The organism is Shewanella youngdeokensis (assembly GCF_033180165.1).
GTDB classification, from domain to species: domain Bacteria; phylum Pseudomonadota; class Gammaproteobacteria; order Enterobacterales; family Shewanellaceae; genus Shewanella; species Shewanella youngdeokensis.
In genome coordinates this window covers 4,224,221-4,247,633 of record NZ_CP136522.1, presented here as the reverse complement: position 1 = coordinate 4,247,633, position 23,413 = coordinate 4,224,221, and the positions used below count along the sequence as shown (strand labels likewise).

16 protein-coding genes, 6 tRNA genes and 3 rRNA genes are annotated in these 23,413 nt (G+C 44.5%); 18 read left to right on the top strand and 7 right to left on the bottom strand.

Annotated elements, in window-relative coordinates; all coding sequences use genetic code 11:
• Positions 1-6 precede the first annotated feature (6 nt).
• Positions 7-765: a type II secretion system protein N gene (locus RGE70_RS18145; protein ID WP_310472800.1), complete on the top strand. Its 759-nt coding sequence runs from the start codon at positions 7-9 to the stop codon at positions 763-765.
• Positions 766-838: 73 nt separating this feature from the next.
• Here the strand turns inward: RGE70_RS18145 and yrfG are convergent, their stop codons facing one another.
• Entirely contained in the window at positions 839-1,513 is a 675-nt protein-coding gene (yrfG, locus tag RGE70_RS18140) for a GMP/IMP nucleotidase (protein ID WP_310472799.1), read from the bottom strand.
• A 98-nt stretch (positions 1,514-1,611) separates the two neighbouring features.
• Here yrfG and nudE point away from each other — a divergent pair, with 98 nt between their 5' ends.
• Together nudE and cysQ are read left to right on the top strand one after the other, a co-directional pair.
• Positions 1,612-2,166, top strand: a complete 555-nt coding sequence (gene nudE, locus RGE70_RS18135; RefSeq protein WP_310472798.1) for an ADP compounds hydrolase NudE — start codon at positions 1,612-1,614, stop codon at positions 2,164-2,166.
• Positions 2,167-2,206: 40 nt separating this feature from the next.
• A complete protein-coding gene (cysQ, locus tag RGE70_RS18130; RefSeq protein ID WP_310472797.1) occupies positions 2,207-3,022 on the top strand; it encodes a 3'(2'),5'-bisphosphate nucleotidase CysQ in 816 nt (271 codons plus the stop codon).
• A gap of 148 nt (positions 3,023-3,170) precedes the next feature.
• Here the strand turns inward: cysQ and mnmH are convergent, their stop codons facing one another.
• The 3 genes from mnmH to RGE70_RS18115 form a co-directional block, all read right to left on the bottom strand.
• A complete protein-coding gene (gene mnmH, locus RGE70_RS18125) occupies positions 3,171-4,268 on the bottom strand; it encodes a tRNA 2-selenouridine(34) synthase MnmH (protein WP_310472796.1) in 1,098 nt (365 codons plus the stop codon).
• Complete coding sequence (gene selD / locus RGE70_RS18120; protein WP_310472795.1) at positions 4,268-5,311, bottom strand: selenide, water dikinase SelD; 1,044 nt, start codon at positions 5,309-5,311, stop codon at positions 4,268-4,270. Before selD ends, mnmH begins: the two co-directional genes overlap by 1 nt.
• Before the next feature lie 149 nt (positions 5,312-5,460).
• Positions 5,461-6,567 carry a fatty acid desaturase gene (locus RGE70_RS18115; protein WP_310472794.1) on the bottom strand — a complete coding sequence of 369 codons (1,107 nt, stop codon included), beginning with the start codon at positions 6,565-6,567 and terminating at the stop codon, positions 5,461-5,463.
• 139 nt (positions 6,568-6,706) lie between these two features.
• Here RGE70_RS18115 and fabR point away from each other — a divergent pair, with 139 nt between their 5' ends.
• Positions 6,707-7,321 (top strand): HTH-type transcriptional repressor FabR, encoded by a 615-nt coding sequence (gene fabR, locus RGE70_RS18110; RefSeq protein ID WP_310472793.1) that lies wholly within the window; start codon positions 6,707-6,709, stop codon positions 7,319-7,321.
• A 57-nt stretch (positions 7,322-7,378) separates the two neighbouring features.
• Here fabR and trmA read toward each other — a convergent pair whose 3' ends face one another.
• Positions 7,379-8,476 (bottom strand): tRNA (uridine(54)-C5)-methyltransferase TrmA, encoded by a 1,098-nt coding sequence (trmA, locus tag RGE70_RS18105; protein WP_310472792.1) that lies wholly within the window; start codon positions 8,474-8,476, stop codon positions 7,379-7,381.
• 187 nt (positions 8,477-8,663) lie between these two features.
• On the opposite strand from trmA, the gene murI reads away from it, so the two are divergent.
• Positions 8,664-9,470, top strand: coding sequence for a glutamate racemase (gene murI / locus RGE70_RS18100; protein WP_310472791.1), 807 nt, complete (start codon positions 8,664-8,666; stop codon positions 9,468-9,470).
• A 7-nt stretch (positions 9,471-9,477) separates the two neighbouring features.
• On the opposite strand, the gene RGE70_RS18095 is transcribed toward murI, so the two are convergent.
• Positions 9,478-9,930, bottom strand: a complete 453-nt coding sequence (locus RGE70_RS18095; RefSeq protein ID WP_310472790.1) for an RNA recognition motif domain-containing protein — start codon at positions 9,928-9,930, stop codon at positions 9,478-9,480.
• Positions 9,931-10,671: 741 nt separating this feature from the next.
• On the opposite strand from RGE70_RS18095, the gene RGE70_RS18090 reads away from it, so the two are divergent.
• From RGE70_RS18090 to birA, 9 genes are all read left to right on the top strand, one after another.
• Positions 10,672-12,214 (top strand): 16S ribosomal RNA (locus RGE70_RS18090).
• An 89-nt stretch (positions 12,215-12,303) separates the two neighbouring features.
• Positions 12,304-12,380: transfer RNA gene (locus RGE70_RS18085), tRNA-Ile, on the top strand.
• Positions 12,381-12,444: 64 nt separating this feature from the next.
• Positions 12,445-12,520: transfer RNA gene (locus RGE70_RS18080), tRNA-Ala, on the top strand.
• A gap of 391 nt (positions 12,521-12,911) precedes the next feature.
• Positions 12,912-15,806, top strand: a 23S ribosomal RNA gene (locus RGE70_RS18075).
• 137 nt (positions 15,807-15,943) lie between these two features.
• Positions 15,944-16,059 (top strand): 5S ribosomal RNA (rrf, locus tag RGE70_RS18070).
• The 16S, 23S and 5S rRNA genes sit together here with 3 tRNA genes alongside, the layout of an rRNA operon.
• A 105-nt stretch (positions 16,060-16,164) precedes the next feature.
• Positions 16,165-16,241, top strand: a tRNA-Asp gene (locus RGE70_RS18065).
• 517 nt (positions 16,242-16,758) lie between these two features.
• Positions 16,759-18,333 carry a methyl-accepting chemotaxis protein gene (locus tag RGE70_RS18060; RefSeq protein WP_310472789.1) on the top strand — a complete coding sequence of 525 codons (1,575 nt, stop codon included), beginning with the start codon at positions 16,759-16,761 and terminating at the stop codon, positions 18,331-18,333.
• 114 nt (positions 18,334-18,447) lie between these two features.
• Positions 18,448-19,464 (top strand): UDP-N-acetylmuramate dehydrogenase, encoded by a 1,017-nt coding sequence (gene murB / locus RGE70_RS18055; protein WP_310472788.1) that lies wholly within the window; start codon positions 18,448-18,450, stop codon positions 19,462-19,464.
• A 1-nt stretch (position 19,465) separates the two neighbouring features.
• Positions 19,466-20,428 (top strand): bifunctional biotin--[acetyl-CoA-carboxylase] ligase/biotin operon repressor BirA, encoded by a 963-nt coding sequence (gene birA / locus RGE70_RS18050; RefSeq protein WP_310472787.1) that lies wholly within the window; start codon positions 19,466-19,468, stop codon positions 20,426-20,428.
• Position 20,429: 1 nt separating this feature from the next.
• On the opposite strand, the gene coaA is transcribed toward birA, so the two are convergent.
• Positions 20,430-21,380 carry a type I pantothenate kinase gene (coaA, locus tag RGE70_RS18045; protein WP_310472786.1) on the bottom strand — a complete coding sequence of 317 codons (951 nt, stop codon included), beginning with the start codon at positions 21,378-21,380 and terminating at the stop codon, positions 20,430-20,432.
• Between the two features lie 234 nt (positions 21,381-21,614).
• On the opposite strand from coaA, the gene RGE70_RS18040 reads away from it, so the two are divergent.
• The 4 genes from RGE70_RS18040 (at position 21,615) to tuf (ending at position 23,272) form a co-directional block, all read left to right on the top strand.
• Positions 21,615-21,690 (top strand) — tRNA-Thr (locus RGE70_RS18040).
• Positions 21,691-21,697: 7 nt separating this feature from the next.
• Positions 21,698-21,782, top strand: a tRNA-Tyr gene (locus RGE70_RS18035).
• 35 nt (positions 21,783-21,817) lie between these two features.
• Positions 21,818-21,891, top strand: a tRNA-Gly gene (locus RGE70_RS18030).
• A 196-nt stretch (positions 21,892-22,087) separates the two neighbouring features.
• Positions 22,088-23,272, top strand: coding sequence for an elongation factor Tu (gene tuf, locus RGE70_RS18025; protein ID WP_310472776.1), 1,185 nt, complete (start codon positions 22,088-22,090; stop codon positions 23,270-23,272).
• Positions 23,273-23,413: the final 141 nt, after the last annotated feature.

Genomic DNA, 23,413 nt, shown 5'->3' with positions numbered 1-23,413 from the left:
GTAGTTGTGAAATTAGTAAAAAGAATCGCGCTTGGCATTTTTATCTATGTGGTTTTTCTTGTGGTGTTGTTCCCTGCCAGTGTGGCCGTAAAGTTAGCACCCATTCCAAGTAATATCGTGATCAGTGGTGTTTCTGGCACGATTTGGTCTGGCAGTATTGATTTATTGACCATACAAAAGCGTCAAGTAGAAATGGTGCACTGGGATTTGAACATCAGCGCACTCTTTACTGGAACCGCCGAGGCCAATATTAGTATTGGTAACCGCAGCAGTGCGGTTAACGGCAAAGGGGTTGTGGCTTACTCTGCTGATGGGCTAGATGTCAGTGGGTTACGTTTTGAAGCGCCAAGTAGTTTTATTTTAGGTAAAACCAAGCTCCCGTTTAAGACTAAAGTTAGCGGTGATATTAGTGCGTTAATCGACACCTACACACAAGGCATTCCTTGGTGTGAGCAATTAGCTGGCAAACTGTTTTTAAATACAGTTAAGGTCACCAATCAGTTTGGTCATTATCCGCTGGGTGACATCGCTTTAGGGCTAAGCTGTATTGATGGCAACGTACAATTAGCCACTGACGAAAAGTCGAATGATTTGGGTCTAGATGGCAGCATTGTATTGGTAGACAAGAAAATGATGCAATTAAACGCCAAGATCCGTGAAGTTAACACTCAGCCTGAAGACTTGAAAAAAGCACTCAGCTTTTTAGGTAAAAAAGATAGCCAAGGTTATTACGCAATTACTTACCAAGGGCGACTGCCTATCTAAGTGGTTGGCTTTGAACATTCAAAAAAAGGCACTTTATAGTGCCTTTTTTGATCCTATAACGAAAGCGTAGCAACTAAGACGCAGTGCTGCTAAGTAAATCATCCAATAGGTGGTGGTAGTCCTCAATAGCTGGAAAGTCACTAAACTGCTTGTTTGGTTTTTGGCTGTCGGGGTTGGCTACACCAAGCTGATATCCAACACCTGCGAGTTTAGCTGCTGCTAGAATCGCTTCATTGTCATCAATAAATAAGCAGCGGCTCGGGTTTAAATTAAACTGTTTGAACAGGTGCTGCCAAAATAAAGGCTCTTCTTTGGGGTAACCGGTTTCATGGCTCGATATCATCGCATCAAGCCCTAGCCCTAAGTCGGTATGCTCTAGTTTGAGCATTAATCCTTTTGGGTGAGCATTTGTGACCAATATGCGCTGTTTCTTGGCGTGTTGCAGCGCATATAAAAATGGCAGGCTATCTTGGCGAAGCTGGATCCTATCTGCTAACGTTTTATGTAGGGTTAAAATATCTAATCCAAGTTGCTGCTCCCAGTAGTCCATGCAGTACCAATCTAGCGTGCCCTCAACGTTTCGGTAGCATTTTTCCACCCATGCAGTTGCCGCCTGCTTGGTGATGCTTCTCTCTTTACTCAGCACGGCCGGGATCAGCTTAACCCAAAAGTGATTGTCAAAATGAAGGTCCAGTAGGGTGCCATCCATATCAAGTAAAACGGTATCTATTTCGCGCCATGGGAACATTGAGTGCCAATCCAAAAAAATTCATGTTGTAGATTAGGCATAGAATAGTAAGATTGCACTTGATTGAGTAATTTATCTGCATCAACACAAGGATGTTTATGACTAAAACACACGTTAAGCCAGAAATATTGCATGCTGAAGTTGTGGCTAAAAGCCGGTTATTTCAAATCGAACAGGTGCACTTACGCTTTTCGAACCAAGTTGAACGTCAATATGAGCGGATGAAAGGTAATAACCGTGGTGCGGTTATGGTGGTGCCAGTACTTGGCCAAACGCAGTTATTGTTGGGCAGGGAATATGCAGCAGGCACACACAGTTATGAACTCGGCTTCCCTAAAGGGCTGATTGATCCCGGAGAAACTGCCGCAGAGGCTGCTAATCGTGAGCTGCAAGAAGAAATTGGCTACGGCAGTAAAAAACTGACGCATTTAATGGAGTTGAGCTTAGCACCAGGCTATTTTGCGAGCAAGATGCAGATCTTTTTAGCTGAAGATCTCTACCTTAATGATCTAGAGGGTGATGAGCCCGAGCCAATTGAAATGGTTAAATGGCCGCTTGATAAGTGGCAGGAGCTACTGCTTGAGGATGATTTTTCGGAATCTCGTAGTGTAAGTGCTTTATTTTTGGCACAAAAACATCTACAACTAAAGTAGCTCAAAAAAGTATTCGAGTAGTCAGGCTGTTGGAGTGGTTATGAAGCCAGAGAGTTACATTGATCAAGTCATTGAAATCGCAACACGTGCAGGAATTCAAATCCGTGATATTTACCAAACGGGTAATTTTGAGCGTGAGATAAAGTCAGATAACACACCGGTTACCTCGGCTGATATCGCGGCGCATAACATTATTAGTCAAGCATTGGCTGAATTGACTCCCGATATTCCAGTTTTATCTGAAGAAGATGCTGATATTACCTTGGCTGAACGTGAAAGTTGGCCGCGTTATTGGTTAGTCGACCCGCTTGATGGTACTGGTGAATTTATTGCAGGCAGCGGCGACTTTTCGGTGATCATTGCCCTAGTCGAGCACAACCGCCCAATTGTTGGTGTTGTATACGCGCCTATGACAGAGGTGTGTTATTACGCTATTGCTGGATTAGGCGCATATAAGCGTGTTAAGGGGCACGATACGCGAATAATGAGCCGCCAGATAGACTTAAAAGATGACAGTCCATTGCGGTTAGCAGTCAGTCGCCGACAAGATCCCCAGTCGGTAATCAAGCTGTTTAATCTCAATAAGCATTGTGAACTGGTGGTATTAGGCGGTGCAGCATTAAAAAGCTGCCTAGTGGCAGAAGGGCGTGCTGACTGCTACGTTCGTATTGGCCCTACAGGTGAGTGGGACACTGGAGCTGCACAGATAATTGCTGAAGAGGCCGGCGGGCAAATTATGGATTTGGCACTACAACCATTGACGTACAATGAGCGTGAAAGTTTAGAGAACCCTAACTTTATTGTTGTTGGTGCACCGCACTTGGCTTGGGACCAAATTCTCACAGCCGGAAGTTAAGCGGTTAACCACAAACGTTAAAAATAGAAGCCATCACAGCATGATGGCTTTTTTGTTTAATTTTTTACCCCTCAAATATTCACCTAAGCTCATTATGGCTGGCATACCTAGTTGTGTTTTTAACGTTAACAATGACCATGAGCAAGCATCAAAGATTATCTAGCCACTGGTGTACATCAGTGTGGCTGCCAGCAAATTGAATACGGTCGACTTTTTTGTTGAGCTGATATCGATACATTGGGTCATAATACTGGTGTAAAAGTATTTCAATCCACTCTATATGGGCTGAGACATCACCTTGACTTAACTGAGTATTCAATGCGTTAGTAACAATGGCTTGGATCTCGGCATGCTGCTTACCTCCAAGTCGTTTTTTTATTGCTGTGACACTTGAGGTTAAATACTCTGTAAATGCACGCATCCCTGCTTCTTCGCCTAAGCGGGCAATATAACCACGATGCATTTTATATACATATTGGTTAAGCAGGCGTGACAATCTTGCCTCTATTGGCTCTTCTAGCACCACTAAGTTGGCTGCTTGCATACCTTTATAAAATGCTTGCGGTAACGCAGAGCGGCCAATCAGATAGCTTTCATCTTCGAGTAGTAGATATTTGGCGGTGCTATCTTGATGCTTTAACAGTGCGACTGCGAGGGTGTTTTCAAAGTTAATCTGAGTCGGCTGACCTTCGTGATGACGCCCAAAACTTGAACCGCGATGATGAGCAATGCCTTCTAAATCAATAGCCTCACAGCGTTTATGTAAAAATTCTGTTTTGCCACTACCTGTTATACCACTAAGAATTAGCATTGGCTTTTGGCTTGGAGCTGCATTGATGGTTTCAATCAAAAATTGGCGCATTGCTTTATATCCCCCTTCAATAAAAGGGACATCAATACCAGCCTCTTTTAACCATTGCTGGGTTAATTGAGAGCGCAACCCACCGCGAAAACAATATAAATATGCTTGTGGGTTAGCGGCCAAAAAATGCAGCCAAGCATCAAGCCTTTGCTGCTTTATTCCCCCCCCTACTAGTGCGTGACCGAGTGCGATGGCGGCTTGCTGACCGTCATTTTTGTAGCAAGTACCGACTTGCTTGCGTTCGTCATCTTGCATTAAAGGTTGGTTGGAGCTGGCTGGAAAAGCGCCTTTGCAAAACTCAACAGGTGCACGCACATCCATGATGGGGTGGTCACTGACTAATATGCGCCTGTAATCGCTAGCGCTTACTCTGCTGCGCGGCATTAAATCAGCTCCACATCAACGATTGTTGGCGTTTTGTCGACCAGTTTTCCGATACAAATTGGGTCAATGTCATTATCGAGCAGTAGTTTCTTTAGTTTAGCTTCACCTTCTGCTGCAACTGCTATTAGTAAGCCGCCACTGGTTTGTGGATCGCAAATAATCGCTTTTTGTTGCTCGGTGAGTTTTGGTAAATGCGCACCATAACTGTCGAAGTTGCGGTGAGTACCACCCGGCACACAACCTAGATCTAAATAATGTTGTGCATTGGGTAATAACGGCAGCAAGCTGATATCGATTTTCGCGCTTAGCTCTGCACCGTGACACATTTCTAGCAGATGCCCTGCAAGGCCAAAACCTGTAACATCCGTTAGTGCATTTACATGAGCAATTTTCGCGATATGAGGGCCCAAAATGTTGAGTTGGCACATCGCCTCTGCAGCGGTATTTAAGTCGGCATCAGCCAATTTTTTCTGCTTTTGCGCAGTAGTTAAAATGCCAATCCCTAAAGGCTTGGTTAAATACAACTTGTCGCCTGCTTTTGCAGTATTATTCTGCTTAAGCTCTTCAAGCGGTATTTGACCGGTTACCGCGAGACCAAAAATAGGTTCTGGTGAGTCAATACTATGACCGCCAGCCAGCATGATCCCCGCATCAGCACAGGCCTGTCTACCGCCATCAACCACTTTTTGTGCGACTTCGGCGGGTAGTTTATTGACTGGCCAGCCCAGTATTGCTATCGCCATCATGGGAGTACCACCCATCGCGTAAATGTCGCTAATGGCATTAGTGGCTGCAATACGCCCGAACGTAAACGGATCATCCACGATAGGCATGAAAAAGTCGGTGGTACTAATAATACCTGTGGTGTCGTTGAGTTTGTAAACCGCCGCGTCATCACGCGTTTGGTTACCGACAAGCAATTTGGGGTCTGAAAATACAGGCAATTGAGTTGCGAGTATGGTACTTAGTACTTTTGGAGATATTTTACAGCCACAACCCGCGCCGTGACTGAATTCGGTAAGCTTAATCGTGTTATCTGACATGAGGTTTAATGGCTCTAAAAGGTGTTAGTGAGTACTCATAATAGACCCATAAGCTAATGACTTCTATGACATATAACCCAAGTTCATCAGCTTATCGATGAAGGAGTTATTATATAAAAAAGCCACTAGATTAAGTGCCTTTTATCGTGTTAGCTAAAGCTAGCGGTCAGGCTTAACCAGTTTTTTTGCTGCTGCTTAAAACGTAGTTTTAATTCTTTTACCCTAGTCATTAGCTGCTTGTCGGCAAGCTGTTTCCGTTTAGCGTCGAGTAGGAGCTTTTTCGCATCATAGTACTCTATAAGGTCTGATTTTAGCGTCTCATACTCAGTCTGGAGCTTTTCAATTATTTCATCGCTATTAGGTAAATTTGCGACTTTACTTTGGGTGCGTTTTAATTGCATTTGCAAGCGGGCGCTTTCAATGCGCTCTTGCGGCACTACGCGCCGATGATGGGTTAGGCCGACAAGCGCTAATCCGTTTATTAGCCATTTAGTTGGGTCGTACTGCCACCAGTGAATACCATTGCGATAATCATTTTCGAAAATATGGTGATAATTATGGTAGCCCTCGCCGTAAGTTAACAAGGCGATGAGGGCATTATCTCGCGCGGAATTTTTATCGGTATAAGGTTGCGAGCCCCACATGTGTGCTAAAGAATTAATAAAGAAAGTGCAGTGGTGAACCACAACTAAGCGCAGTAGCCCCGCAAGTAATAGCATGCCAATAATATCGCCATTGAGCCAACCAAGAAAAATCGGCAGGCCAACATTCATCACGATTAACAGTGGTAGGTAAAATCTATGCTGCCACATCACAATTTTGTCATTCTGCAAATCACGCACATTTTTGTAATCATGGTAGCGTTGTGACTGATACTCACGCAGCATCCAGCCGATGTGGCTATACCAAAAACCCATTTTAGCCGAGTAAGGGTCTTTGTCGTTGTTATCGACATACTTGTGATGTACTCGATGATCAGATGACCAATGCAGCGCGCTATTTTGTAGCGCTAAAGCTCCGCCCAGGGCATATAAAAAGCGCACTGACGCATGGGCTTTGTATGTACGGTGTGACCATAACCGGTGGTAGCCTCCGGTTATGGAAAGGCCGCTGGCAAAGGCTAAAACGATAAAAGAAACCCATTCAATGGCTTCAAATCCATAGGTAATCCCATACCAAGGCACAAACAGCACTGCACTGGCAAAGGTAAGGGTAAACAGGCTTACGTTGGTCCAAATGATAGGCGGTTTTTTCATTGTGATTCATCGTCTCTTGTTGAGCGTACAACTGTACTCTAATTTAGCTCGAATAGTGATCTTGGTCAAGTTTCTAAATGCTGCGTTTTATGTTAAAAAACGCTATTATTCTAGGCAAAATTTTGCAGATAGGTTCAAGATGGGTATTAGAGCGCAACAAAAAGAGAAGACACGTCGGGCGTTGGTCGATGCAGCGTTTAATCAGTTGAGTGCTGAGCGTAGCTTTTCTAGCCTGAGCTTGCGTGAAGTTGCACGTGAAGCCAATATCGCTCCCACCTCATTTTATCGCCATTTCAAAGATATGAATGAGCTAGGTCTAACCATGGTTGATGAAGGTGGGCTAACACTACGGCAAATGATGCGTAAAGGACGTCAACGCGCAGAAGCGGGCGGTAGCATTGTGCGTATTTCGGTGGAGACCTTCATGGAGGTGCTAGAATCGAATCCGAACGTGTTCCGTATTCTACTGCATGAACGTTCGGGAACCTCGGCACCATTTCGTGGGGCGGTGGCGCGAGAAATTGAGCATTTTATCTCTGAATTGGCGCATTATACTGAGGCAACGGCAAATAGAACTCCTGATTTAGCGCATGCTCAAGCTGAAGCCTTGGTTACATTGGTGTTTAATGCTGGTGCTGCAGTGCTGGACATGAAGCGTGCAGACCGTAAAATTTTAGCAGACCGCTTAGTGATTCAATTACATATGATAGCTATTGGTGCTGAGGCGCTACAGCAAAAAAGAGAGCAAAAGTAACGCATCTATTTATAAAAAAGGCATTCAAACGAATGCCTTTTTTATTAAATCTTCAGCTTATTTTCTTTCAAGGAAAACGCCCGATTCCATGTGGTCGGTATAAGGAAATTGGTCAAACAATGCAAAACGGGTAATGTTGTGGGTTTTGCTCAACTCTTTTAGGTTATCCAATAGCGTATTTGGGTTGCATGAAATGTAAACAATCCGCTCATAACCCTGTACCAACTTAACCGTATTATCATCCAAACCAGCACGTGGTGGGTCAACAAAAATAGTATTGCAGTTGTAACTATCTAGATCGATACCTTCTAAACGGCGGTAGCTACGCTTTTTCGCCATGGCGTCAGTAAAGTCTTCTGCTGACATACGAATAATTTGTAAGTTATCAATATTATTGACTTTGATGTTGTACTGGGCTGACTCGACTGATGGCTTTGCTAATTCAGTGGCTAAAACACGATCAAAGTTTTGTGCTAACGCAACCGAAAAATTACCATTTCCACAATAGAGCTCCAGTAAATCACCTGTGCTGTTCTTGGTCACATCGATTGCCCATTCCAGCATTTTTACTGACACTTTACCGTTAGGTTGAGTGAAGCTATTTTCAATTTGATGGTACTGTAATTGCTTTCCAGCAACACTAAGTGACTCAATAACATAGTCTTTGTCGAAAATAATTTTTTGCTTGCGGGCGCGACCAATCAAATTAACATTAAATTGACTGCTTAGCGTTTGCTTTAAAGCTTTCGCTTGCGCTTCCCATTCGCTATCAAGTTGCTTGTGGTACAGCAACGATATTAAAATCTCTCCACTTAAAGTGGACAAAAAGTCGATCTGGAATAAACGATGGCGTAAAACGGTGTTTGGCTTCAACAAGTCAACCAAAACCGGCATCATTTTATTAATTAGCTCACTTGCAGGTAAAAACTGATCACAGCGCACTTTACTATCAAGCGCCTTATCAAACATGTAGTAGTAGAGATCTTCGCCTTCGTGCCACATTCTAAACTCAGCACGCATACGGTAATGAGCAGTTTCAGAACTGAAAGTTTCAAGTTCAGGCGTATCAAAATCAGTGAATAACTGCTTTAGCTTGAGGCGCTTTGCTTCTAGTTGCACATCATATTGTGAAGGGTCCATTGCTGCTAAATTCATATTTTGATCACCGTGAGCATTAAATTAGGGGCGGAATATTATACTAGCTAGCTGGGATGTCCAGTTTCTCGCAACGGATTTACGCTAGCCAGTGTTAAAATTTTAAAGCAAAATAGCGATTGCTGCATAAAGTAACGCAATCTAAGCCTTATCATTAATGAACCTACCTATAATAGTGGAGAATGTATTGTCTGGATCTATTCTAATATTTGACTCTGGAATTGGTGGATTATCAATTCTGGCTGAGATAAGAAAAGTATTGCCTGGGCATGACTGCTGTTATTTATTCGATAATGCTCGCTTACCCTATGGTGAGTTAGAAGAGTCAGAATTAATTCAGGGAAGCGTGTCACTAATATGCGAGTATGCGTTACAAGTTAAGGCGGCAATCGTTGTGGTCGCTTGCAATTCTGCCAGCACCTTAATATTACCAATATTGAGGCAACGTCTCACCATTCCGGTTGTCGGTGTTGTTCCAGCCATCAAACCTGCGGCAAAAATATCCAAGCTAAGGCATATCGGTTTGCTTGCAACGCCTGGCACTATTCGCAGAGCTTATACGCAAGAGCTTATACAAGCCTTTGCAGAAGATTGCCAAGTAGACTTATTTGGCTCATCTGAGCTTGTTATGTTGGCTGAAGCCAAATTAGCGGGTGAAACTGTGGATATGGCAAAACTCAACTGTTTATTAGCACCAATCCAAGACTCAGCGCTCGATACCATTGTATTAGGCTGTACTCACTTTCCTATTCTGGCTACTGAAATTCAACAAGTATTAGGCAGGGGGATTACTTTGCTTGATTCAGGTCAAGCTGTAGCTGATAGAGTGATGTTTTTGCTAAAAGATCTTGAAGTGATTAAAGGAGCTGGGCATACAGATGCAAACTATCGCGCGGTGTATACTTCGGCGAGTATTACAGAAGGGTTGCGAGAAAGGTTAGTTGAAGAGGGGTTCAATACAATAGAGCCACACTCTCCAACATGCCTTAGATAGGTTAAGCCTAGCTTTCTGGTTTATCTGAATCTTGCGACTTAGCCTCACGCACCTTCAGTGTTCTTTCCTGAAAATCGTATTCGTTTAGCTTAGACATCGCTTTTTTGGCGCCTGCTTCTGACATTTCAATAAAACCGAAACCTTTACGGCGTCCAGTTTTACGATCTCTAACTAAGCGAACTGAATTAACCGGACCATACTCACCAAATAAAGCTTTCACTTCACCTTCGTGTACGCGGTAAGGCAAGTTGCCTACATATAATGTCATTGTAGGGCCACTATAAGGTTCGTTGCTGCTAGGAGCTGACGTCCCTGAAGTAGATTGAATAGAAAAAATAACGCTGGCAACAATAGCACCAGTAAAGAAAGCAATGGCAGCATAAAGATCTGAAGTGAACAGGTAAATAGCTAAAGCGCCAATAATGGCGACGGCCAAGACAATAAAGAATGACTTCTGCATATATATAATCTCTGAAGTAAAAATGAATGAATCGAAAACTAACGGTTAGTTACATCTATATGGTAATGAATTATTAACCAATACACTAGTATATTGCTGAAAAAATGAACTTAACCGCGAATGCGACAAAAAAATGATGCTTTTATCACCACTTGCAGTGTGTAAAACGAGCATAAAACAGCGTTTTGGCGAAAAGATAAGCGTGCGAACAATTTCTTATAAAAAAGCACTTGTGCTCGGCAAAGATTTCCCTATAATACGCATCCACTGACACGGCACAGCAGGCCAACTAACTTATCGCAAGGTAAGGTAGCACGGGACTTGCAGCAGTGTTAGAGGGTTAAATCTTCTCGAAGAATGAACCCAGGTGACAAGCGCTTAAAGGGTTTCGAGTTTTGGTTTTGATTAAGAAATCATCGCTTGGAAAACTTCTTAAAATAAGCACTTGACGCCGACACTGGAGAGTGTAGAATACGCCTCCTCAAGCCAACGACCTAGCGTCTTCGGCGAGACTTGAAAGATTAGTCTCACGCTCTTTAACAATATGACAAGCAAATCTGTGTGGGCACTCACAGGTGTTGAGTTATTCGAAATTGCTTCTTAGGAAGCAATCAAAAATATTTCTCAATGAACCACTGAGTGACCATAGCAATATGTAAACTTCGAAAGTCTTCGGGCTTTTGAAAAACAGTATAATTCATTGAGCCGTTTTGCTCTTAACCGAGTAAAGCAAAAAAACTTTAATTGAAGAGTTTGATCATGGCTCAGATTGAACGCTGGCGGCAGGCCTAACACATGCAAGTCGAGCGGTAACACAAGGGAGCTTGCTCCTGAGGTGACGAGCGGCGGACGGGTGAGTAATGCCTAGGTATCTGCCCAGTCGAGGGGGATAACAGTTGGAAACGACTGCTAATACCGCATACGCCCTACGGGGGAAAGGAGGGGACCTTCGGGCCTTCCGCGATTGGATGAACCTAGGTGGGATTAGCTAGTTGGTAAGGTAATGGCTTACCAAGGCGACGATCCCTAGCTGGTCTGAGAGGATGATCAGCCACACTGGAACTGAGACACGGTCCAGACTCCTACGGGAGGCAGCAGTGGGGAATATTGCACAATGGGCGAAAGCCTGATGCAGCCATGCCGCGTGTATGAAGAAGGCCTTCGGGTTGTAAAGTACTTTCAGCGAGGAGGAAAGTTCAAGTGTTAATAGCGCTTGGGTGTGACGTTACTCGCAGAAGAAGCACCGGCTAACTTCGTGCCAGCAGCCGCGGTAATACGAGGGGTGCAAGCGTTAATCGGAATTACTGGGCGTAAAGCGTACGCAGGCGGTTTGTTAAGCGAGATGTGAAAGCCCTGGGCTCAACCTAGGAACTGCATTTCGAACTGGCAAACTAGAGTCTTGTAGAGGGGGGTAGAATTTCAGGTGTAGCGGTGAAATGCGTAGAGATCTGAAGGAATACCGGTGGCGAAGGCGGCCCCCTGGACAAAGACTGACGCTCATGTACGAAAGCGTGGGGAGCAAACAGGATTAGATACCCTGGTAGTCCACGCCGTAAACGATGTCTACTCGGAATTTGGTGTCTTGAACACTGGGTTCTCAAGCTAACGCATTAAGTAGACCGCCTGGGGAGTACGGCCGCAAGGTTAAAACTCAAATGAATTGACGGGGGCCCGCACAAGCGGTGGAGCATGTGGTTTAATTCGATGCAACGCGAAGAACCTTACCTACTCTTGACATCCAGAGAATTCGCTAGAGATAGCTTAGTGCCTTCGGGAACTCTGAGACAGGTGCTGCATGGCTGTCGTCAGCTCGTGTTGTGAAATGTTGGGTTAAGTCCCGCAACGAGCGCAACCCTTATCCTTATTTGCCAGCACGTAATGGTGGGAACTTTAGGGAGACTGCCGGTGATAAACCGGAGGAAGGTGGGGACGACGTCAAGTCATCATGGCCCTTACGAGTAGGGCTACACACGTGCTACAATGGTCGGTACAGAGGGTTGCGAAGCCGCGAGGTGGAGCTAATCTCATAAAGCCGGTCGTAGTCCGGATCGGAGTCTGCAACTCGACTCCGTGAAGTCGGAATCGCTAGTAATCGTGGATCAGAATGCCACGGTGAATACGTTCCCGGGCCTTGTACACACCGCCCGTCACACCATGGGAGTGGGCTGCACCAGAAGTAGATAGCTTAACCTTCGGGAGGGCGTTTACCACGGTGTGGTTCATGACTGGGGTGAAGTCGTAACAAGGTAGCCCTAGGGGAACCTGGGGCTGGATCACCTCCTTACCTATACGACTAACTCGCATCTGAAGTATGCAAATACGTTTGAGTGTTCACACAGATATGCTTGTTATAAAGAAAGAGCAATATACGTTGGGTCTGTAGCTCAGCTGGTTAGAGCGCACCCCTGATAAGGGTGAGGTCGGTGGTTCAAGTCCACTCTGACCCACCAAAATCTTTTGTTTCTCCTAAATGAAGATTTTGTATTAACGTATTTTGTTTGACTGCATGTAAATGGGGCTATAGCTCAGCTGGGAGAGCGCCTGCCTTGCACGCAGGAGGTCTGCGGTTCGATCCCGCATAGCTCCACCATTTACTTTGCCTATTATCATTTGATAATTAGTAGACTTACTTTTCTAGCTGATAAGTGAGGCATGCATTGGATAGAGATGCCAAAGATAAACATAAAATTTATCTTTGGCTTTTTTAAGCCCGTTCTTTAAAAATTTGGAAAGCTGATAGTGTTAACGTGAAAGGGACAGCGATTACGATTATTCGTATTGTTGTTTATAGCGTTAATGCGAAATTAAAAAATTGAGTTCTAAACACTTAAACATTAAGTGTCTTGGCTTATTGCTTAACGGCAATGAGTTAAAAATTCTAATTTTGGCGAAAGTAGAAACCATTAGTTACGATACGACTGTTTTGAGCTTACCCGCTTGAAACAACGAGTATATCTCATAGAGACTTATTTGGGTTGTATGGTTAAGTGACTAAGCGTATATGGTGGATGCCTTGGCAGTCAGAGGCGATGAAGGACGTAGTAACTTGCGAAAAGCGTTGGCGAGCTAGTAACAAGCATTTGAGCTAACGATGTCCGAATGGGGAAACCCACATGCATAAGCATGTATCACAACATGAATAGATAGTGTTGTGAGGCAAACCCGGGGAACTGAAACATCTAAGTACCCGGAGGAAAAGAAATCAACCGAGATTCCCCTAGTAGCGGCGAGCGAACGGGGATTAGCCCTTAAGCGTAGAGGGTGTTAGTGGAATGTGTTGGAAAGCACAGCGGCACAGGGTGATAGCCCCGTACATGAAAACTAACTTTACGTGAAAACGAGTAGGACGGGACACGTGACATCTTGTCTGAATATGGGGGGACCATCCTCCAAGGCTAAATACTCCTGACTGACCGATAGTGAACCAGTACCGTGAGGGAAAGGCGAAAAGAACCCCTGTGAGGGGAGTGAAATAGAACCTGAAACCGTATACGTACAAGCAGTGGGAGCGGTTCTTGAGACCGTGACTGCGTACCTTTTGTATAATGGGTCAGCGACTTACATTTTGTAGCGAGGTTAAGCGAATAGCGGAGCCGTAGGGAAACCGAGTGTTAACTGCGCGTTTAGTTGCAAGGTGTAGACCCGAAACCCGGTGATCTAGCCATGGGCAGGTTGAAGGTTGAGTAACATCAACTGGAGGACCGAACCGACTTATGTTGAAAAATGAGCGGATGACTTGTGGCTGGGGGTGAAAGGCCAATCAAACCGGGAGATATCTGGTTCTCCTCGAAAGCTATTTAGGTAGCGCCTCGAGCGAATACCATTGGGGGTAGAGCACTGTTAAGGCTAGGGGGTCATCCCGACTTACCAACCCTTTGCAAACTCCGAATACCAATGAGTACTACTCGGGAGACACACGGCGGGTGCTAACGTCCGTCGTGAAAAGGGAAACAACCCAGACCATCAGCTAAGGTCCCAAAGTTATTGCTAAGTGGGAAACGATGTGGGAAGGCTTAGACAGCTAGGATGTTGGCTTAGAAGCAGCCATCATTTAAAGAAAGCGTAATAGCTCACTAGTCGAGTCGGCCTGCGCGGAAGATTTAACGGGGCTAAGCAATACACCGAAGCTATGGGTTTGCTAGTTTACTAGCAAGCGGTAGAGGAGCGTTCTGTAAGCCGTTGAAGGTGAAGGGGTAACCCACACTGGAGGTATCAGAAGTGCGAATGCTGACATGAGTAACGATAAAGGGAGTGAAAAACTCCCTCGCCGAAAGACCAAGGGTTCCTGTCCAATGTTAATCAGGGCAGGGTGAGTCGACCCCTAAGGTGAGGCCGAAAGGCGTAATCGATGGGAAACAGGTTAATATTCCTGTACTTCTGCTAACTGCGATGGAGAGACGGAGAAGGCTAGGCTAGCGCGGCGTTGGTTGTCCGCGTTTAAGGTTGTAGGCTGTAAACTTAGGCAAATCCGGGTTTACTTAAGGCTGAGAACTGATGACGAGTCACTAAGGTGATGAAGTAGTTGATGCCATGCTTCCAGGAAAATCTTCTAAGCTTCAGGTTAGTAGGAATCGTACCCCAAACCGACACAGGTGGTTGGGTAGAGAATACCAAGGCGCTTGAGAGAACTCGGCTGAAGGAACTAGGCAAAATGGTACCGTAACTTCGGGAGAAGGTACGCTGCCGACGGTGATGGAACTTGCTTCCTAAGCTGTTGGCAGTCGCAGATACCAGGTGGCTGCAACTGTTTATCAAAAACACAGTACTGTGCAAACTCGCAAGAGGAAGTATACGGTATGACGCCTGCCCGGTGCCGGAAGGTTAATTGATTGGGTTATCTTCGGAGAAGCTCATGATCGAAGCCCCGGTAAACGGCGGCCGTAACTATAACGGTCCTAAGGTAGCGAAATTCCTTGTCGGGTAAGTTCCGACCTGCACGAATGGCGTAATGATGGCCACGCTGTCTCCAGCCGAGACTCAGTGAAGTTGAAATTGCGGTGAAGATGCCGTATACCCGCGGCTAGACGGAAAGACCCCGTGCACCTTTACTATAGCTTGGCACTGAACATTGAACCTACATGTGTAGGATAGGTGGGAGACTTTGAAGCGACGTCGCTAGATGTTGTGGAGTCGTCCTTGAAATACCACCCTTGTAGTTTTGATGTTCTAACCGCGGCCCCTGAATCGGGGTTCGGGACAGTGCCTGGTGGGTAGTTTGACTGGGGCGGTCTCCTCCCAAAGAGTAACGGAGGAGCACGAAGGTTGGCTAAGTACGGTCGGACATCGTACGGTTAGTGCAATGGCATAAGCCAGCTTAACTGCGAGACATACACGTCGAGCAGGTACGAAAGTAGGTCATAGTGATCCGGTGGTTCTGAATGGAAGGGCCATCGCTCAACGGATAAAAGGTACGCCGGGGATAACAGGCTGATACCGCCCAAGAGTTCATATCGACGGCGGTGTTTGGCACCTCGATGTCGGCTCATCACATCCTGGGGCTGAAGTCGGTCCCAAGGGTATGGCTGTTCGCCATTTAAAGTGGTACGCGAGCTGGGTTCAGAACGTCGTGAGACAGTTCGGTCCCTATCTGCCGTGGGCGTTGGATGATTGAAGGAAGCTGCTCCTAGTACGAGAGGACCGGAGTGGACGAACCGCTGGTGTTCGGGTTGTTATGCCAATAGCATTGCCCGGTAGCTACGTTCGGAATCGATAACCGCTGAAAGCATCTAAGCGGGAAGCGAGTCCTAAGATGAGTCATCCCTAGGAATTTAATTCCTCTAAAGAGCCGTTCGAGACTAGGACGTTGATAGGCAGGGTGTGTAAGCGTTGTGAGGCGTTGAGCTAACCTGTACTAATGACTCGTGAGGCTTAACCATACAACCCTGATGGGTTTTGTATGAGACTGATGTTTTTACAGTATCAGAATTAGAAGCACTTAATGTTGTGTGACTCAATAATAGATTTCAGTTTACTTGCGTAAGCGAGTAACAGCTTTTCAAATTTACCCAATTTGTCTGGAGACCATAGAGCTGTGGTACCACCTGATCCCATTCCGAACTCAGAAGTGAAACGCAGTATCGCCGATGGTAGTGTGGGGTTTCCCCATGTGAGAGTAGGTCATTTCCAGGCGCTAATTTAGCTTTTCTCTTTTTGGAGAGTGAAGCAAGTCTACTAGCCTTTGACAAGCTAGCGACTTTAAAAGAATTTAGCATAATGCGTAAGCAATTTGCTAAAGGAGTGGTAGTTCAGTTGGTTAGAATACCGGCCTGTCACGCCGGGGGTCGCGGGTTCGAGTCCCGTCCACTCCGCCAACATTACGATAAGCCCTAGCAGAAATGCTAGGGCTTTTTCGTGTTTGAATTTTGTACTTTGTTGGCGAGAAGCTCTTTACATCTGAGTGCTCTCACTCAATCCCGTTGAAACCACCTTTCTACTAATTGTATTTTCATTAGATATTATTCAATGTTTTGATTGAACCATTGATTTATCACCTAAGCATTAGCAGTGAGTATCAATCGTCTCAATGAATCAATTAACGCTGTACCATTTCATGTCGTTAAGCAGTTCTGTGCCGGCATAGATAATATTATTTGGTCATTCGCTGGAATTAGCTACTGGGATTGAATTAACCACATATAATTTCATCTAAAATCCTATTGTTGATATATAAAATGAGAGTGACAGCCAGTTATTTATACTCATTATTGCACCGTTAAATTCCAGAGTTCTTTTAAATATTTCTTATGCCATTTCGTATTGATTTGTATCAAGTAATCGAGTGTTCGGTTTTGTCAGTATATGAATTAGATAACTATAAAAGGTATTGCCATGCGACAGCAGCCGGATTCTAAAATCGAACAATCAATGACCGATGATTGTATTTTACTATCGACTACAGATTTGAAAGGCAAGATTAAGTACGCCAACGATGTATTTGCAACAATGTCAGAGCGTGAAGCAAGTGCGCTTAGAGGACAACCACACAGTATTGTGCGTCACCCTGATATGCCAAAATCCGTATTTGAATCGCTTTGGTCTAGCATTAATGCTGGGCAAACCTGGATGGGTTTAATTAAGAATATAACTAAAACGGGGAAATATTATTGGACCAATGCGTATATCTCGCCTGTTTTTGAGAACGGTAAATTACATGAGTTTCAGTCGATTAGGCGTAAACCAACAGCTGAACAAGTTACAGCGGCCGAAACACTTTATGCAAAAATTAATTCTGGTGCTAGTAATTCTGTTTTAAAAGATCCTGCAATTGGCTTTATTGGTCGGTTAGGTTTGTGGTGTGTATTTATAACTGTATGTAGTGTACTTGCAGGAACATTCCTGCCTGCTGTGATAACTGCTGTTATTGGTAGTGTGATTGGTGTTTTGGGAATTCATTTATTGACTAGGCCATTACGCGTACTGGTTCAAAAATCGGTTAAAGTGATGGACGACCCTATTGCGCGGCATGTGTATAGTGGCCGACAGGATGAAATAGGTAAAATTGATCTAGCATTAAACTACTTAGTCACTGAAACCGGTGGTGTTGTAGGTCGAATGGCGGACTCAGCTTCGTCAATTAGTGATGAAAGTGAATCATTGATGCAAACGATAGTCGATACCAATCGGCGCGCAGATAGTCAAAGTTTACAAACTAATCAAGTGGCCGCCGCTATTGAAGAGATGAGTTCAAGTTTTGCTGAAGTGAACGATAATACGCAGCAGGCGGCAAAAGAAATCAATGCTAGTCTAGAGTCTGCAAGCCAAGGTCATGAGCACCTTCTGAAAGTGGTAACATCGATTGGCGAATTAAGGGAAGAAGTGATTCATTTTTCTGCCGTTGTAGATTCAATTGAACAAGATAGTCATGCAATATCTACTGTGTTGAGTGAGATCAAAGGCATCGCAGAGCAAACTAATTTGCTAGCCCTAAATGCGGCAATTGAGGCGGCTCGTGCTGGTGAGTCGGGTCGTGGTTTTGCGGTGGTCGCTGATGAAGTGAGGCAGCTTTCTATTCGGACTAGCCAATCAACGGCGCAAATTAGCGATATTGTGACTAAGTTTCAAAAAAGCACCCAAACTGCAGCCAGTGCAATGGAGGCGGGACAGAGTAAAGCTGATTTATCGGTTAAGTTGGCCGGTAATGCAGATAATGCCTTCGAGCAATTGCGCAGTTCAATTGGCCGTATCCACGAGATGTCTGAGCTAAACGCTACAGCCATGAGCCAACAAACTGCAGTCGCTGCAGAAATAAGTCAGTCAATTGTCACTATTAATGATTTATCTAATGTGAACCTGCAGCGGACTGAAGAGGCTCATGTTAAATGTGATCAAATGAATCGCTTGGCGAACAAAACTAGCTTTTTATCAAAGCAATTTTGGTTGCAAACCATTCATAGAAATCGGTAAATATTACCTGTTAGCCCTATCTCTTATTGGTAGAACTCTAATCAGAGATAGGGCTTCTGAGAGCCATTTGTTTACGTTACAATGCATTTTTCCTCCTGATAAAAAGACTGCTCAGTGAACCATCTTGTTTCTTTAAAATCATATAATACTTTTGGACTTGAGCACGGCTGTCAAGAGCTTGTTATTGCTGATACAACGCAAGAGTTAGTGTCGCGCTGTGTTCGTTTATATCGTGAGCAGCAGCCTATGCTGGTGTTAGGTGGCGGGAGTAATGTTATCCTTTGTGAGGATTTTCTTGGCACTGTAGTATTGGTAAAAACGCAAGGGATAGAAGTCTCAGAAGATGATAGTAACTTCTTTTTAACTGTTGCAGCGGGTGAAAATTGGCACAATCTTATTTGCTACTGCTTGGATAAAGGCATCGCTGGTATGGAGAATCTTGCGCTTATTCCAGGGACTGTGGGCGCTGCTCCCATACAAAATATAGGCGCTTATGGCGCGGAGTTTAATGATTTTTGTCAGTGGGTAGAATATGTTGATCTTTCTAGCGGGCTGCTTTATCGCCTTAATGCAGATGAGTGCCAGTTTGGTTATCGAGAATCTATTTTTAAACAGCAGCTTTCAGGTAAGGTGCTAATTACAAATGTAGGTTTTAAAGTTTCAAAAGTTTGGCAACCTAATTTAAATTATGGACCACTAAAAGCGTTATATGGTACAGGTGTTACTCCACGTCAGGTCTTTGACTGCATCTGTGAAACCAGAATGGCCAAATTGCCTGATCCGCAGGTTTTTGGTAATGCCGGTAGCTTTTTTAAAAACCCGGTGATTGCCAATGAGCAGTTTAATTCATTGGTTCAACGGTATCCAAACATAGTAGGTTACCCGCAAGGGTTGGCGCAAACTAAAGTGGCAGCAGGGTGGTTGATTGAGGCTGCAGGGTTAAAAGGCTATCAAATAGGCGATGCTGCGGTGCATGAGAGGCAAGCATTGGTATTGATAAACCAGGGGGATGCTACAAGTGATGAGCTTTTAGCTTTGTCTGGCTACATCATTGATAGAATACATTCGTTATTTGGTATAAAGCTTGAGCCTGAACCTAGAATGATTTCGACGAAAAGAGGGGCTTTTTAACATGGCGGAGCAATGGAGCCGTAAGCGCAGTATATTGACCGAACTAGCGAATGGACAGTTTGTGTCTGGTGAAGCTTTAGCTGCAAAGCTTGGTGTATCGCGTACGGCTATAGCTAACCATATTAGTGGACTAGAGCCGTATGGGGTAGACATATATAGCGTGAAAGGTAAGGGGTATAAACTTAATAACCCGTTGTCTTTGGTTGATGAGAGTGTATTGAAAGCGGCAATTAATCAGCGTTGTTTCTATTTCGACGATATTCCGAGCACCAATGGCTTTATGTTAAAGCATGCCGATGAGCTTGATTCTGGCGATATATGTATCGCTGAATACCAGTCCGCTGGCCGTGGCAGAAGAGGTCGTGTTTGGGTGTCGCCTTATGGCTGTCATCTCTATTTTTCAATGTATTGGCAATTTCCGCAAGGGATGGCTCAAGCTATGGGGCTAAGCTTGGTGGTTGCGTGTTCAATCGTGTCCGTACTGAAGCAGCTGAATGTAGCTAATGTTGCTGTAAAGTGGCCAAACGATATTTTTCTGGCTGGTAAAAAGTTAGCAGGTGTGCTGATTGAGATGAATGGGCAAACAGACAGTGAATGTAACCTGGTGATCGGTATCGGTTTAAATATGGCGATGAGCGAACTGCAGGGGGCGTCGATTGATCAACCTTGGAGTGATCTTAGCGCTCTTGATTGCATGCCAAACAAAACCGAATTACTCATATTACTGCACAAGCAACTGCAGCAAGATTTAATCGAGTTTGAAACTGCAGGTTTAATGCCTTTTAAAAATCGTTGGGATAAAGCTGACCTTTATAATGGTCAAGCTGTTAAGTTGATCATTGGTGCTGATGAAATACACGGTATTTGTCGCGGCATTGATCCGCAAGGTGCTGTGGTTCTGGAAACGCCAACAGGTCTCAAAAGTTACATTGGCGGTGAAATTAGTTTGAGAAACCTCAGCTAGACTATTTTCTTAACAGCACTTTATCCATCAGGTGGCTCTTACCTTTTTGTAAAATAAGGTGGGCACGCTCACGTGTTGGTTGGATATTTAGGGTTAGATTTGGGCCGTTTATCGTGTCCCAAATTTTTGATGCGATGCCTGTGGCGTCTTCATCCGATAAGTGGCTGTAGTGATGAAAATAAGAACTTTGCTCACTAAAGGCGCCTTTTCTAAACTTTAAGAATCGCTCTATATACCAAGTCTTCAATAACTTTTCGTCGGCATCAACATAGATGCTAAAGTCGACAAAGTCTGATACAAAAGGGCGCCGAGTGTCGACGGCTGAGTCTTTCCCCGTTTGTAATACATTTAGGCCTTCGATAATTAAGATATCTGGCTGGCGGATCCACTGGTACTGATCCGGTATTCTGTCATATGTGACATGGGAATACAGAGGGGCGCTCACGGCGGGTTCACCAGCTTTTACTGCTGAAATAAATTCCATCAAGGCTTTCATGTCATAACTCTCAGGAAAACCTTTGCGCTGCATTAAGCCGCGGCGCTTGAGCTCTGCAAGGGGATGCAAAAAACCATCGGTAGTAATCAAGTCGACTTTTGGATGTTCAGGCCAATGAGTAAGTAATGCCTGTAAAATTCGTGCCGTAGTGCTTTTCCCTACTGCTACGCTTCCCGCAATGCTGATCACATAAGGCTTTTTAGGGGGAACGCGACCAAGAAACTTGTTTAACGCTAGGCCGCGTTGTTGTTTGGCGCCAACATTAAGGTTGAGCAAGCGACTTAGGGGGAGGTATATGTCGGTGACCTCAGAAAGAGAAACACTCTCATTGATACCGCGTAAGTCGGCAAGATCATGTTCACTGAGCGTTAAGGGTACTGATTCTCGTAACTTAGCCCACTGCTGACGCTCAAAAGGTAAGTATAGTGCATTGTGAATTTGGTTGTTTTGCGTCATTGCTAAATTCTCCATTAGGCAAAGCACATTACACTATGATTTTATTATCGACAACAACAAGAATAATGGAGTTACAAGCAATTATACTCGTCAGGCATTTTATGCTTTAAAAGTAATCATTGTGGGGCGCCAAAGCGTAAAAAAACGTCGTTTAAACGCTTTTTTTATAAAAAAAACGATTTTGCTATTGCACTTGTGCTCACTATTCCATAATATCCGCTACCGAAATGACACGCCGGCATAGCTCAGTTGGTAGAGCAACTGACTTGTAATCAGTAGGTCCCGAGTTCGACTCTTGGTGCCGGCACCATTTCCTTGGAGGGGTTCCCGAGTGGCCAAAGGGATCAGATTGTAAATCTGACGGCTCAGCCTTCGAAGGTTCGAATCCTTCTCCCTCCACCATTTTCTAGGTAGTTAGGTAACCTGAAGTAGGTTGCGCGGATGTCGTATAATGGTATTACTCCAGCCTTCCAAGCTGATAACGCGGGTTCGATTCCCGCCATCCGCTCCAAATTCTTACTGATAATACTTAATCAGTAGAAAGCACTCATCTCGGGGTGCTTTTTCCAGTTTAAGACTACCAGTCAGCCAGCCTCCTGCTTCATGTGAAACTCAACTATCTTACTAACTGATTCGATTACATTTATGTATCGGATTTTTTTGCTATATGCAGTTTCATCACCAGTACTTCGGATTGGGGCAATACCATGGCTAAAGAAAAATTTGAACGTAGTAAACCGCATGTTAACGTTGGTACAATTGGTCACGTCGACCATGGTAAAACAACACTAACTGCAGCTATCTCAGCAGTATTGACAAAAACTTACGGTGGTGAAGTTAAAGACTTCGCACAAATCGATAATGCTCCAGAAGAGCGTGAACGCGGTATTACAATTAATACTTCTCACATCGAATATGACACACCTTCACGTCACTACGCACACGTAGATTGTCCTGGTCACGCCGATTATGTTAAAAACATGATTACCGGTGCAGCACAAATGGACGGCGCAATCCTAGTAGTAGCTTCTACAGATGGTCCAATGCCACAAACACGTGAGCACATCCTGCTTTCACGTCAGGTTGGTGTACCATTCATCATCGTATTCATGAACAAATGTGACATGGTAGATGACGAAGAACTACTAGAACTAGTAGAAATGGAAGTTCGTGAACTTCTATCTGAATATGAATTCCCAGGTGATGACTTACCAGTTATCCAAGGTTCTGCGCTTAAAGCCCTAGAAGGCGAGCCAGAGTGGGAAGCTAAGATCATTGAGCTTGCAGAAGCACTAGATACTTACATTCCAGAGCCAGAGCGTGCAATTGACGGTGCGTTCATTCTACCAATTGAAGATGTATTCTCAATCTCAGGCCGTGGTACAGTAGTAACAGGTCGTGTAGAGCGCGGTATCATCAAAGTTGGTGAAGAAGTAGAAATCGTTGGTATCAAAGATACAACTAAGACTACTTGTACTGGTGTTGAAATGTTCCGTAAGCTTCTTGACGAAGGTCGTGCTGGCGAGAACTGTGGTGTACTTCTACGTGGTACTAAGCGTGAAGACGTTGAACGTGGTCAAGTTTTGGCTCAGCCTGGTTCAATCACTCCACACACAACTTTCAAATCAGAAATCTATGTTCTGTCGAAAGATGAAGGTGGACGTCACACTCCATTCTTCAAAGGTTACCGTCCACAGTTCTACTTCCGTACAACAGACGTAACCGGTACTATCGAATTGCCAGAAGGCGTAGAGATGGTAATGCCTGGTGATAACGTTGCTATGACAGTAACGCTAATCTGCCCAATCGCGATGGACGAAGGTTTACGCTTCGCTATTCGTGAAGGTGGCCGTACAGTAGGTGCTGGTGTTGTAGCTGAGGTTGTTGCTTAATAGCGACAAATCTTACCGCAATATCTAGAAAAGGCAGCTTAGGCTGCCTTTTTTGATTTTATTTGCGGGCAAGTACGCTTTTTGTCAGTTATGCTGTGTTTTGTATTCTTGCCAAATAAGCGGAATAAGAATACAATCTAT

Excerpts from the sequence above, each read along its gene's own strand:
- tuf (WP_310472776.1), top strand. The coding sequence starts at position 22,088 with ATGGCTAAAGAAAAATTTGAACGTAGTAAACCGCATGTTAACGTTGGT.
- selD (WP_310472795.1), bottom strand. The coding sequence starts at position 5,311 with ATGTCAGATAACACGATTAAGCTTACCGAATTCAGTCACGGCGCGGGT.
- nudE (WP_310472798.1), top strand. The coding sequence starts at position 1,612 with ATGACTAAAACACACGTTAAGCCAGAAATATTGCATGCTGAAGTTGTG.
- RGE70_RS18115 (WP_310472794.1), bottom strand. The coding sequence starts at position 6,567 with ATGAAAAAACCGCCTATCATTTGGACCAACGTAAGCCTGTTTACCCTT.
- fabR (WP_310472793.1), top strand. The coding sequence starts at position 6,707 with ATGGGTATTAGAGCGCAACAAAAAGAGAAGACACGTCGGGCGTTGGTC.
- trmA (WP_310472792.1), bottom strand. The coding sequence starts at position 8,476 with ATGAATTTAGCAGCAATGGACCCTTCACAATATGATGTGCAACTAGAA.
- coaA (WP_310472786.1), bottom strand. The coding sequence starts at position 21,380 with ATGACGCAAAACAACCAAATTCACAATGCACTATACTTACCTTTTGAG.
- mnmH (WP_310472796.1), bottom strand. The coding sequence starts at position 4,268 with ATGCCGCGCAGCAGAGTAAGCGCTAGCGATTACAGGCGCATATTAGTC.
- RGE70_RS18060 (WP_310472789.1), top strand. The coding sequence starts at position 16,759 with ATGCGACAGCAGCCGGATTCTAAAATCGAACAATCAATGACCGATGAT.
- RGE70_RS18095 (WP_310472790.1), bottom strand. The coding sequence starts at position 9,930 with ATGCAGAAGTCATTCTTTATTGTCTTGGCCGTCGCCATTATTGGCGCT.
- birA (WP_310472787.1), top strand. The coding sequence starts at position 19,466 with ATGGCGGAGCAATGGAGCCGTAAGCGCAGTATATTGACCGAACTAGCG.
- cysQ (WP_310472797.1), top strand. The coding sequence starts at position 2,207 with ATGAAGCCAGAGAGTTACATTGATCAAGTCATTGAAATCGCAACACGT.
- yrfG (WP_310472799.1), bottom strand. The coding sequence starts at position 1,513 with ATGTTCCCATGGCGCGAAATAGATACCGTTTTACTTGATATGGATGGC.